Below are 12,581 nucleotides of genomic sequence, written 5' to 3'. Positions count from 1 at the left end.
GCTGTAGCCGCGATTATAGCCAGAGGCCAGGCCTATCTAATTGCACTGTATTTAGCTACCTAGGTAGCCTATGCCTTTGGCCATCATCGCAGCACACAGAATCATCAGCGCCAGCAAAGTCAGTTCCACATGAATGATCATGCGCAGCTTGCGGTTTTGCGCATCGGTCAATGTAGGGACGATGCCTTGTTTGAGTGACTTGCCCCATTTGATGAAGGTGATAGTCGGATGGATGGAGATCAGGCCGACGATGATGAACAGAATTATCTTCGCGATGAACGGCGCGCTATGCATGTAGTAGTCAGCGCCTTTTTCAAAATACATTACGCGCAAACTGCCGATGATCAGAATCAGGATGGCGGATACGCCATAGATTGCATCATATATCTGGATTTTTCTGGCGGAGGCTAGTGTTAGAGGCTGCTTGAGCATCAGCATTTCGGCCGATAAAATCAACATGATCACTACGAAGGCGATGTGGTGAAGAAAAGCGGTCAATGCGCTCATTTTTAGCTCCTGTCAGTTGCTCAGAGATTTAGCTAATGTCACATATAGAATTTGGTGACGCTTCCCTCACTGCGCGAACTGAATCAAAAATATGGTGAGTCCTTAATGTCCCGCTGAACATCTAATGTTAGTAGTTCGGGTTTAATCCCGGTACCTGCGAGGGCTACCGAAAATTGATCAAATTTACGCTGTAATACTGGGCTATTAGCTTGCATTATGGCAATGACAGCTATGTCGGGATGCAATTTTTTCATTGTGCGTGCCACAGCGGCAGCATCAAAATGGCGCTCTGATTGCTTGACCTCGCACATGCGCACTAATCCATTGTCTATCATAGTCAAATCTATGTCGGTCTCCGGTGTTCCCGCGGTGGCAGTTTCTTGATCGAAAAAGATATCTAAGGGGCCTTCAAACCAAAAAGAATTGCTATTGTTTTTTTGGTAGCGGCTTAAAACCCAAAATAATGGCCCCACTCCGTGTAGCTGAAGAGCCTCTCGTAAAAAGCCATTCAATCTAAATTGCCAAGCTTTGCTTACGGGGGCTGGCCTAACATCATGGCAAACCTCGCAGACAATATTCGCTTTGAGGTCTGCAATACTGATCCAGCTGCGATGCAGGCATTTTCGGCATTTATGTTCATACCCCTGGTGCAGTACGCCCAATTCGCAAAGATTTTCTACCGACTCGCGAAGTGCCTGAGCATTCCAGCGATCTTCCTCCTCTTGGTTATGATTAGGATCGTGGGATGGATTTGCAATATTGTATCGTTCGGTCAGGGCTTTGAAGTCCTTCTCAAAAGTTGTCCAATCGAGAGATCGAACTCTGATTCGAACGGCATCCGACTCTTTCAGTACGATATCTGATAGCGTATTCAATTGCTCATTGTTAGCGAGATCAAGCTGATGACGACCGATGCGTCGAATTAGCTCAGCCTGCATTTTTGCTTTACGAATATCAGTTCGCTGATCGGTTGCTCCATAACTTTCCAATTGCTTTCGCCAAAATTCATGAAGAAAAAACGAGCGAGCTTTATTCATTCCCCCAAAGAGTTGATAGACTCCCCAAAAATGACGCCCAGCACTTGATCGATTCGCTTGATGGCAGAGTTGAGGTGGTATTCCTTGATCCTGCCGGTGAAAAGGCATCCAGTCATTTCCAGATTGAAGTCCCGTCACAATTGCTTCTCGATCCGTTGGTAAGTTGATTTTGGGCGGGTCGACATTAGCAGTGGTATAGAGAGTCAGAAGGCCGCCAGCTGAAACCCTCGGTCCAACTACCTCACCATGTGGTTGTGATATCTGATAGTGATTTAGAAATGCTTGGGTCACACGTAAACGACGCGGTAGCCGCCAGCGATGGCTCAAATTTGAGTAGGGAGAATGATCAAGATTTCTCTCAATATCCAAATCGATGGCCCAAGCGCCCATTGCCGGGTTGAAGAGACTTGGCGGTATTTGTCGAAGATGCTCGGGTTCTTTGGCTGTGAGACGTAGTTCGTTGCCAATCGAAAATGACTCGACCCACAGCTTAGGCGAATGGAAGCCTTGTTGCCCATTCGTGAAATTTGCACGATCAAGTGCTTGCTGTTCCGGTATGCAATCCGCGACCCGTCTTATATTTTCATGGTTATAGGTATTCCAGCTTTGGCCTTGTCGCATTTGTTCTGCGATTATCTGTAGTTCTTCGTTTTGAATACTCACTGAACGTAACGTCACCCTATGCGGGCCGCCGTTGTTATTCCCACTTACATAATTTCGACGATTTAGAAATTCACGCAGTGAAGCAACAAAGGGCTGATCATTAAAATTTGCGCGCGGGATGCAGAGATCGACGTCGTTTCCATCTCGCCAAGCAGGCATTAATGATCTTGCGTTCCAATACAAGACTCGATCAGAGACAGTATCGCTAATGACAATGTTGAAGCTATTACCCCAATGCGCTGAGTGGAGATCAAGTCTTGGTGCAGAAAAAGCGGATAACTGCGCAACGCCACGAATTTGGCGATTTGCAGCCATTTGCATGAGTAGTGAATTTGAGTCGGGTAGCGTTATTTCATTGTTGCGAATATGGTGCTGTCTTGGTTGTGCTTCATCATCTCCAATCACAAGCAACATTGAGCCGTAGTCGGCCAACATGTTTTGCATTGCGTTTCTTAATTGGGGACGAGGAGCGCCAAAGCTATCGCCTAGAAACCTATCGGTTTCCATGCGCCCGATTGCCCCAATAATTCGGTTGTCACGTATGCCGCCAAATGGACCAACTCCAACAATTGGTAAGATCGTCTCAACGACTAACGGCGAAATTGATATATTGGGAATACGGTTTATATGATCCGCATCGCCGTTGCCGAAGCGATGGTGTTGAAGTGCTGAGGGATAAAAGGTCGAATGAAGTTCTTGTTGTTTTGGCTCGGATATTTCTACATATGAATATATGACATCGGGATCAAATGCCTTTAACCAAGGAAGAAATTCTGGAATGGGTGCGCCGTTCTCGCAAGGTATGATCAGCGAAAATCGACCGCCCCAAATTGAATAGCAATATTCAAAAATAGCATCAATTATTGGGTGCGATGCTTCGGTTAGATCGATAAAGAAGGCTAGTCGTATTGGTCTTGCTCGACTAAATACTTGAGTCTGTAACTTATCCAATACGGTCTCCGATTTACTTTTTTAACTAGCTCAAGATAGTTATTTCCCCCAACCATCCTTCAAAGTCACCACTCGATTAAACACAGGCTTCCCAGCCTTGCTGTCCACACGATCCGCAACAAAATATCCGTGACGTTCAAACTGCAGCTTCTCATCTGCTTGTACTGCTGCGACGCCTGGTTCAACAAAAGCTTTGACGATTTCTTTTGAATTAGCATTCAACGCTAATTTGAAATCCTTGCCGCCTGCATCGGGTTGCGGGTCGGTGAAGAGGCGGTCGTATAAACGTACTTCGGCTTCGAGTGCGTGGGCGGCGCTGACCCAGTGCAGGTTGCCTTTGACTTTGTAGTTGGCGGAGCCTTCGGTGCCGGATTTGCTGTCGGGGAAATAGGTGCAATGGACGGCGATGATGTTGCCGTCTGCATCCTTGTCCGCGCCCACGCATTCAACTACGTAGCCATAACGCAGGCGTACCTTATTACCCGGGAAGAGGCGGAAGTAGCCTTTGCTTGGCACTTCCATAAAGTCTTCTTGTTCTATCCACAGTTCTTTGCTGATCGGGAATGTGCGGTTGCCGCGTTCCGGATGATGCGGATGAACTGGTGCGGTGCATTCGACAGTTTCGCCTTCCGGGAAATTGTCGATGATCAGTTTGAGCGGACGCAGTACGGCGATGGCGCGTGGTGCCTTCTCATCGAGGTCGTCGCGCAATGCGCCTTCGAGTGTGCTCATGTCGATCCAGCTATCTACCTTGGCGACGCCGATGCGTTCTGCAAAGAGTTGTATCGATTCTGGCGTAAAGCCGCGGCGACGGATGCCGACGATGGTTGGCATGCGCGGATCGTCCCAACCGTCGACGATGTTTTCTTCCACCAGTTGCAGTAACTTGCGTTTGCTAGTGATGGCGTAGGTCAGGTTGAGGCGCGCGAATTCGTATTGATGCGGCAGCGGTTTGGTGAAGAAGCCGCCTTCGGCTGTGCGCTCCAAGATCCAATCGTAGAACGGGCGGTGATCCTGGAATTCAAGCGTGCAGATCGAGTGTGTGATGTTTTCAATCGCGTCTTCCAGTGGATGCGCGTAGTCGTACATCGGGTAGACGCACCATTTGTCGCCGGTGCGATGGTGATGCGCGTGGCGGATGCGGTAGATCGCCGGGTCGCGCATGTTCATGTTGGGCGAGGCCATGTCGATCTTGGCGCGCAGGATGTGTTCGCCATCCTTGAATTCGCCAGCCTTCATGCGGCGGAACAGGTCGAGCGATTCTGCAGCGGGACGATCGCGGAACGGCGAGTTCTTGCCGGCTTCGCCAAAGTTGCCGCGGTTCTTTTGCATGTCGTCAGCGGATTGGCTGTCGACGTAGGCGTGACCGGCGGTGATCAGGTATTCGGCCATTGCATACAACTGGTCGAAGTAATCGCTGGCGAAGTACAGGTGTTCTTTGCCTTCGGTTTCCCAATCGAAGCCCAGCCATTTGACGCTGTCGATGATGGTGTCTACGTATTCCTGTTCTTCTTTGGTCGGATTGGTGTCGTCGAAGCGCAAGTTGCAGCGGCCGGCGTAATCGCGCGCGAGGCCGAAGTTGAGGCAGATCGATTTGGCGTGACCTATGTGCAGGTAACCGTTAGGTTCCGGCGGGAAGCGGGTGATGACGGTAGGCAGCGGCTGGCCGTCTTTACCGACCCGCTTGTCATGCTTGCCGGCGGCGATATCGGCTTCGATAATGCCGCGCAGGAAATTGGAGCTGGCCGGGTTAGGCGATGCCGGGTTTGCTGGTGCATTGGCGTCAATTTTGCCATTGTTAATGCTGTTTTTTGAATCGTTGCTCATGGATGCTTGTGCCTTGCTGGGTGCGCAAATTAAGAAGTAAGGGGCATTTTACCGTAGCGGTCGCCGTGCTTGCGCACTATATGAGGGATGGGCGGAAATGGCGTGCAAATGGGCTTGTTTGCCCTTGCGGCTCGGGCTGAAAAGATCGCGAGAGCGATGCTGCTGAACCGGCGGCGGTCAGCGAGAATGAGAGTGGTGCGGAGGGCGGTGTGAAAGAGAAAACGGCGGACTGAGATCCGCCGTTTTCCTTATTCAATTACTTTGAATTAGTGCTTGGGACAATTTTGACCTTAGGCATGTTTTGCGTCTTGTGCATTGCGCCGCGTTCGATGTACATCAAAAAAATCAGGATGAAGATCGGCAGCAGCAGCGCGTAGAAGCCAGCGAACTGATACGCGAACGCAGCACCGATTGCACCGACGGCAAACGCGAGTACCGGCCACAAGAACTTGATGCAGCGTTGCTTGACCGTGTTATCGGCCGCGCCACGGATAACATCGACTGCATCGATCACAAGCTGCGTGACATTACCGGTCATCATGGCGGTGGGTGCCAAGTGCGACAACAGCAAGCGACCGCAGGCGCTATGCGTGCCCATCGCCATTGCGCCGATGATGCCGGCAATCTCGGCCATCAAGGTTGGCGTGTCACCAATAGGGCTGGCTTTGATGCCCGCGACCATAAACGCAATCAGGAAAACCAGTTGCAAAATGTAGGCGTACCACAACGCATGGAAGTGATATTTCAGCAGCGCGGCGATCAGCAGTCGGGCAAACACGACGCCGAAAACAAAGGCTGGGAAGGCGAGAATTTTAAGCAGCAGCGGGCCGCCTTGTGGATGCGCCATTTCTGCGCCGATGAGTACGAAGTTGCCCGTTACGTGTGCAGTAAATAATCCAAACAGTGCAACGAAACCGAGGGTGTCTACGTAACCCGCGAGAAAACCGAGACTGCTGTTTTGTATCTTGTGACGAAGTTCACTGCGTTTCATTGATTCTCCAGTATCTGATGCATGAAAACCCTGCATGACCATCATTGCTTGATGGACGAGGACCCGAACAAATGCTGCAACACCACTAAGCAGGATTCGTGCGCACAGCGTTCAGATCACATCGAAATTATGTTCTCACAAAGCAATGACACGGTTGTTACCAGAACGTGAATTACGAGAGGAATCAAAAAAATATTATTGAATTCGTTTTGAGATGTCGGGTGATTGCAACTCATAGCCGATGATTCGGCCATGAGAGATTCGTTTGATGAATGTCGCTTATGCAGTGAATGAAATAACTGCGTGCTTGTCGTTTATTGAAACGACGATTTAAACAGCGACTGCATGCGCGATTCCATCAACGATTGAATAAACGATTTGAGCAAGGGCACAATCAATCCCAGCCGGACCCCGGTAGTTTGATTTCAGTGTCATTCACAAACGTGTTCTTGACGCGTTTCGATTGCAGGAAATAAGGAATCCATATTGCGGCTGCGACCGCAGACTTGATCAGTTCCTTGTAGGCGTCGCCGTTCTGCTGTTCCACAACCAGAGGGACGAAAGAACTGAAAACCAGATCGGCTATTTGAAGGACGATCCCTAACACTAGCCAGGTTATATACAGTCTTGGCACACTCTTCTGCTTTTTGAAAAACAGAAAGGCGAGCCAGATTGTGCATGCAAACATGGCGACATTGGCGATGATTTCCCAAGTCAGCAGCAAGGCTAAAGGCGGATTGTAAAACGTCGACTTTGTACTCAGCATCGCAAACCATAGCGATGGTTTGAGAACGGGAAGAAAGCTTTGATAACTCTCGTAGAGGATGCGAAGCGGGCTGATGATCATTGCCAGCGCTGGCAGTATCAACCAGCCGGCTATGCCGGACAGTTCGGATGATTTTTCTTCAGGTAAGACCGGGGGTGCTGCGACTTCGGACATAAAGATCCTTTAACGAAATGTGCTTTCATTAGAACCTAAAGTTTCTTCACAAACACCCCCATAAACATGGGATATGCGTCGCTAGATGCTGATTTAAGTCAGCATCTAGCGCAGAGCTGTCGTTTCTTTTAATAGCCGACCGCTTGTCCATCGCGACGCGGATCGCTGGCGGCGATGTAGCCGTTTTCTGTTTTCCAGATGAACTGGCCTGAGCCGAAATCCATATAGCTGTCGGCGATGTTCTCTATCTTGTGGCCGCGTGCGAGCAAAGCTGCGCGCAGGTCCGGTGCCATTGCGTCTTCGACATCGACGGACATGCCGACGTTGACTTTCCAGCGCGGTGCATCGCATGCAGCTTGCGGTTGCTGGTTGTACGACAGCATGCGGATCAGGGTTTGCACATGGCCTTGCGGTTGCATGTTGCCGCCCATGACGCCGAAGCTCATTTGCGGCTGGCCGTCTTTGGTCAGGAAGCCGGGAATGATCGTATGGAAAGGGCGCTTGTTTGGCGCGACGCAGTTTGGATGTGTGGCGCTGAGGTTGAAGCTGTGGCCGCGATTTTGCAAGCTGATGCCTGTGCCAGGTACAACAACGCCGGAGCCGAAGCCCATGTAATTGGACTGGATGAAGCTGACCATCATGCCGCTTTCATCCGCCGCTGTTAAATAGATGGTGCCGCCTTTTGGAGGCGTGCCGTAGCTGAAGCGATTGGCTTTTTGCAGGTCGATCATCTTCGCGCGTTCGGTCAGATATGCATCGTCGAGCAAATCCTTGACGCTGACTTGCGTCATGTACTTTTCATCGGCGACCCATTTATATGTATCGGCGAATGCGAGCTTCATCGCTTCGATTTGCAGATGCTGCGCTTCAACTGAATCTGCAGGGAAGCGCGCGACATCGAGTTTGTCGAGTATGCCGAGCGCGATCAATGCTGCGATGCCCTGGCCATTCGGCGGGATTTCATGCACGGTATGACCGGCGTAATCTTTTTGTATAGGCGTGACCCATTCCGGCTTGAAGCCGGCGAGGTCGGCCAGCGTCATTGCGCCGCCATGTTCCTTCGCATAATTGACGATGGCTTCCGCCAGTTCGCCACGATAGAAAGCTTCACCTTTGGTTTCGGCGATCTTGCGCAACGATTCGGCGGCATCGGCGAAGACGAAGTTTTCACCAACGTGCGGAGCGCGACCGTGCGGCATGAATGCTTCTGCAAAGCCGGGTTGATTTTGCAGGATCGGGATCGCGTTGCCCCATTTTTTTTGTACTACTGGCGACACCATGTGACCGCGGGCGGCGAGTTCAATTGCTGGTTCCAGCAAATCAGCAAAAGGCAGCTTGCCGAATTTATCCGACAACGCTACCCAGCTTGCAATCGCACCGGGAACGGTGACCGTATCCCAACCACGTTCAGGGAACACGCCATTGTGTTTTTGCTTGAAGTAATCGACGTTCCACGCCGCTGGTGAAGTGCCGGAGCTGTTCAAACCGTGCAATTGATTGCCATCCCACACTAACGCAAATGCATCGCTGCCAAGACCGCACGATACCGGCTCAACAATTGTCAGTGCAGCCGCTGCAGCGATGGCGGCGTCAACTGCATTGCCGCCTTTGAGCAACATGCGCAAGCCGGCTTGCGCGGCGAGCGGCTGTGAGGTCGCGACGGTATTGCGTGCGAACAAAGGTTGGCGGATCGAGGGGTAGGGATTGCTCCAGTCAAATGACGGCATGGTGGTGTCCTGATGTTGTGATCGGAAGAGGGTGTGTTCGATGTTCTGTTCGGTGTTGCATTAACTCTCAGGAAGCTTACGACAACCTGAATGAATTTTTATCGCTTGCGGGTGTCTGTCTTGTAGCGTTCTTGCAAACTACGTGATGGACTCGACGCATTTCATCCTGGCAATGCAGACGATGAAAAAACGCGCGGTGCGAGCATTCTATAACTAGTCGCACGCTGTTATAAACTGAAGTCAGACTTGATGACGGGAACTATGTATGTGGCCTTATCCAAAAATTGTGGCACATCGCGGTGGTGGTGTGCTTGCTCCGGAAAACACGATTGCCGCAATGCGTTGCGGCTTGAGGCATGGTTTTCATGCAGTTGAATTCGATGTGATGCTGGCGAAAGATGGCGTGCCGATTGTGATGCACGATCCCGACTTTGGTCGCACCGTTGCGGGCGAAGGCTGCGTGGCCGACTTCACCGCGCAGGAGCTGGCAGCGCGTGATGCGGGTGCATGGTTCGGCGAAGAATTTGTTGGCGAGCCGGTACCGACCTTCGAACAGGTTGTCGCGTTTTGCATGAACAACGCGATCTGGATGGATATCGAAATCAAGCCGGTACCGGGATTTGAAGAACAAACCGGTTGGGTGGTGGCGCAAACGACTAAACGCTTGTTTGAATCGGTACTCGATCGTTCGCCGGCCGCATTGCCGATACTTTCTTCTTTTTCGTTTGACGCTTTGCAGGCGGCAAAACTGGCGGCACCGGAAATTCCACGCGGGTTTTTGGTGAGTGAAATCCCTGCAGATTGGCATGAGCGCCTGCTGGCTTTGGGCGCAATCGCCTTGATGACGAATCACAAGAATTTGACGCCTTTGCTGGCGCGCGCGGTAAAAGATGCGGGCTTTGGTCTGTTTTGTTACACCGTCAATGAACCGGCGCGCGCGACGGAAATTTTGTCCTGGGGCGTCGATGGATTTTGTACTGATCGCATTGATGTGATTGGGCCGAACTTTGGCGGCGCGGCGTCCCTCATTCGCTGACGAGCAGCTGAAGCATTCACTAAAACCCGGCATTCAGTCTAAAAAGAGGGTGTTTTTCCTGTTGTTTCGACCATGAAGCACACAGGGTTATCGCGCTTACTTCACGTATAATCGCCGCTTTGCAATACCAATTTCCTTACTTAGCCAGAACATGAACTCGTCCGAAATCCGCGAAAAATTCCTGAAGTTCTTTGAGTCCAAAGGCCACACCATCGTGGCGTCCAGCCCGTTAGTGCCAGGCAACGACCCGACCCTGATGTTCACCAACTCGGGCATGGTCCAGTTCAAGGACGTGTTCCTCGGTGAAGACAAGCGCCCGTATGCGCGCGCTACGTCCGTACAAGCCTGCTTGCGCGCCGGCGGCAAACACAACGATCTGGAAAACGTCGGCTACACCGCACGTCACCACACATTTTTCGAAATGCTGGGCAATTGGAGCTTCGGCGATTACTTCAAGCGCGACGCGCTGAAATGGTCGTGGGAATTGTTGACTCAGGTCTACGGTTTGCCTGCCGAAAAACTGCTGGCTACCGTCTACATTGAAGATCAAGAAGCCTACGACATCTGGACCAAGGAAATCGGCCTGCCGCCTGAGCGCGTAATTCGCATCGGTGACAACAAGGGTGGTCGCTATAAATCCGACAACTTCTGGATGATGGCCGACACCGGCCCATGCGGCCCATGCTCGGAAATCTTTTACGATCACGGCCCACACATTGCCGGCGGTCCTCCGGGCAGCCCGGATGAAGACGGCGATCGTTTCATCGAAATCTGGAACAACGTGTTCATGCAGTTCGACATGGCCGAAGACGGCTCCGTCAAACCATTGCCGGCACCATGCGTTGATACCGGCATGGGTTTGGAACGTCTAGCCGCAATTTTGCAAGGCGTGCACAGCAATTACGAGATCGATACCTTCGCTGCGCTGATCAAGGCGGCAGGTCGCGAAACCAATACGGCAGACCTGAAAAACAATTCATTGCGCGTGATCGCCGATCACATTCGTGCGACGGCATTTTTGGTTGCCGACGGTGTGATCCCATCGAACGAAGGTCGCGGCTATGTACAACGCCGCATCATCCGTCGCGCGATTCGTCATGGCTACAAGCTGGGCCAGAAAAAACCTTTCTTCCACAAATTGGTGAAAGATCTGGTCGAGCAAATGGGTGAGGCTTATCCAAAGCTGCAAGCCGATGCACAACGTATTACCGAAGTATTGAAAGCTGAAGAAGAACGCTTCTTTGAAACGCTGGCCAACGGTATGGAAATCCTCGACACAGCGCTGGCTGGCGGCGTCAAGGTATTGCCGGGCGAAGTCGCATTCAAATTGCACGACACCTTCGGCTTCCCGCTCGATTTGTCAGCCGACGTGTGCCGTGAAAACGGCGTCGCAGTCGATGAAGCTGGCTTCGCTGCCGCGATGGAAAAACAAAAAGCCGCAGGTCGCGCAGCCGGCAAGTTCAAGATGGAACGCGCAGTGGAGTACACAGGCACGGGTAACGTCTTCACTGGTTACGAAAGTCAGCAAGCTGACGCGACTGTAGTCGGTTTGTACTTTGAAGGTACCGCTGTCAATGAGTTAAAAGAAGGTCAAGCCGGCATCGTTGTACTCGACACCACACCGTTCTATGCGGAAAGCGGTGGTCAAGTTGGCGATCAAGGTGTTGTCTCTGCAGAAGGCGTGCAGTTTGGCGTCGAAGATACGCAAAAAATCAAAGCCGATGTGTTCGGTCATCACGGTGTGCAGACCCAAGGCACATTGAAAGTCGGCGACAAAGTCAAAGCTGAAGTGGATGGCGCACGTCGCGCGTCCACCATGCGCAATCACTCAGTCACGCACATCATGCACAAGGCTTTGCGTGAAGTATTGGGCGATCACGTGCAGCAAAAAGGTTCGCTGGTCGATGCGGATAAAACGCGTTTCGACTTTGCACACAATGCAGCAATTACGCACGATCAAATTCTGGAAATCGAAAAACGCGTGAATGCGGAAATTCTCGCGAACTCCGATACGCAAGCGCGTGTAATGGATATTGAATCGGCGCAAAAAACTGGCGCGATGATGTTGTTCGGCGAAAAATATGGCGAAAGTGTGCGCGTGCTCGACATCGGCTCCAGCCGCGAATTGTGCGGTGGTACTCACGTCACACGCACCGGCGATATCGGATTGTTCAAAGTCGTTGGCGAAAGCGGTGTTGCGGCAGGTGTGCGTCGTATCGAAGCGATTACCGGTGCGAATGCATTGAGCTATTTGCAAGATCTGGAAGCGACCGTTCACAGCGCCGCAGCGACATTGAAGTCGCCACCGGTTGAGTTGCAATCGCGTTTGATGCAAGTGCTGGATCAAATGAAAACGCTGGAACGCGAAGTCAATGCGCTGAAAGGCAAGCTGGCTTCGTCGCAAGGCGATGATCTGTTGTCGCAAGCAGTCGATGTCAACGGCATCAAGGTGTTGGCAGCCAAGCTGGAAAATGCCGATGCAGGAACCTTGCGCACGACAATGGATACGCTGAAAGACAAGCTGAAAACTGCTGCCATCGTTTTGGCTGCAGTTAACGACGGCAAAGTCAGCCTGATCGCCGGCGTTACAGCCGATGCAACCGGCAAAGTCAAAGCCGGTGAGTTGGTTAACTTTGTCGCGCAACAAGTCGGCGGCAAAGGTGGCGGTCGTGCCGATATGGCGCAAGCTGGTGGTACCGATGCAAGTGGTTTGCCAGCAGCATTGAAAGGCGTTGCAGCCTGGGTCGGCGAACGCACCTGATAGTGACTTCGTGATCCGCGTTCTGGCGGATCACACTCAAGCAAGTGATGACGGATTTTGTATCGTCACTTTCTGGCGTGAGCGGATGAGTATTTCGCTCGCACCAGTTCCGGGCTTTTTTGTATCTTCCTCATCTTTCAA

At 51.6% G+C, this 12,581-nt stretch carries 8 protein-coding genes; 2 read left to right on the top strand and 6 right to left on the bottom strand.

Annotation, left to right across the window (positions count from 1 at the left end):
• Window positions 1–51: 51 nt before the first annotated feature.
• From Q7T66_RS07515 to Q7T66_RS07490, 6 genes are all read right to left on the bottom strand, one after another.
• On the bottom strand, window positions 52–507 hold the full coding sequence (locus Q7T66_RS07515) for a DUF2214 family protein (RefSeq protein ID WP_304932708.1): 456 nt from the start codon (window positions 505–507) through the stop codon (window positions 52–54).
• An 83-nt stretch (window positions 508–590) separates the two neighbouring features.
• Window positions 591–3,158: a hypothetical protein gene (locus tag Q7T66_RS07510; protein WP_304932707.1), complete on the bottom strand. Its 2,568-nt coding sequence runs from the start codon at window positions 3,156–3,158 to the stop codon at window positions 591–593.
• A 39-nt stretch (window positions 3,159–3,197) separates the two neighbouring features.
• Window positions 3,198–4,985, bottom strand: coding sequence for a glutamine--tRNA ligase/YqeY domain fusion protein (locus Q7T66_RS07505; RefSeq protein WP_304932706.1), 1,788 nt, complete (start codon window positions 4,983–4,985; stop codon window positions 3,198–3,200).
• A 256-nt stretch (window positions 4,986–5,241) separates the two neighbouring features.
• Window positions 5,242–5,976: a YoaK family protein gene (locus tag Q7T66_RS07500; protein WP_304932705.1), complete on the bottom strand. Its 735-nt coding sequence runs from the start codon at window positions 5,974–5,976 to the stop codon at window positions 5,242–5,244.
• Window positions 5,977–6,370: 394 nt separating this feature from the next.
• A complete protein-coding gene (locus Q7T66_RS07495; protein ID WP_304932704.1) occupies window positions 6,371–6,916 on the bottom strand; it encodes a DUF2569 domain-containing protein in 546 nt (181 codons plus the stop codon).
• Between the two features lie 128 nt (window positions 6,917–7,044).
• Window positions 7,045–8,643, bottom strand: coding sequence for a gamma-glutamyltransferase family protein (locus Q7T66_RS07490; RefSeq protein ID WP_304932703.1), 1,599 nt, complete (start codon window positions 8,641–8,643; stop codon window positions 7,045–7,047).
• Between the two features lie 265 nt (window positions 8,644–8,908).
• Between Q7T66_RS07490 and ugpQ the strand changes: the two genes are divergently transcribed.
• Entirely contained in the window at window positions 8,909–9,679 is a 771-nt protein-coding gene (ugpQ, locus tag Q7T66_RS07485) for a glycerophosphodiester phosphodiesterase (protein WP_304932702.1), read from the top strand.
• 151 nt (window positions 9,680–9,830) lie between these two features.
• The gene (alaS, locus tag Q7T66_RS07480) at window positions 9,831–12,440 is read left to right on the top strand and encodes an alanine--tRNA ligase (protein WP_304932701.1); all 2,610 of its coding nucleotides are present in this window, start codon (window positions 9,831–9,833) and stop codon (window positions 12,438–12,440) included.
• Window positions 12,441–12,581 lie beyond the last annotated feature (141 nt).

The sequence above is a fragment of the Herminiimonas sp. genome (genome assembly GCF_030655415.1).
This window is presented reverse-complemented; position numbering and strand designations above follow the sequence as displayed.

Excerpts from the sequence above, each read along its gene's own strand:
- Q7T66_RS07515 (WP_304932708.1), bottom strand. The coding sequence starts at position 507 with ATGAGCGCATTGACCGCTTTTCTTCACCACATCGCCTTCGTAGTGATC.
- Q7T66_RS07505 (WP_304932706.1), bottom strand. The coding sequence starts at position 4,985 with ATGAGCAACGATTCAAAAAACAGCATTAACAATGGCAAAATTGACGCC.
- Q7T66_RS07500 (WP_304932705.1), bottom strand. The coding sequence starts at position 5,976 with ATGAAACGCAGTGAACTTCGTCACAAGATACAAAACAGCAGTCTCGGT.
- Q7T66_RS07495 (WP_304932704.1), bottom strand. The coding sequence starts at position 6,916 with ATGTCCGAAGTCGCAGCACCCCCGGTCTTACCTGAAGAAAAATCATCC.
- Q7T66_RS07490 (WP_304932703.1), bottom strand. The coding sequence starts at position 8,643 with ATGCCGTCATTTGACTGGAGCAATCCCTACCCCTCGATCCGCCAACCT.
- ugpQ (WP_304932702.1), top strand. The coding sequence starts at position 8,909 with ATGTGGCCTTATCCAAAAATTGTGGCACATCGCGGTGGTGGTGTGCTT.
- alaS (WP_304932701.1), top strand. The coding sequence starts at position 9,831 with ATGAACTCGTCCGAAATCCGCGAAAAATTCCTGAAGTTCTTTGAGTCC.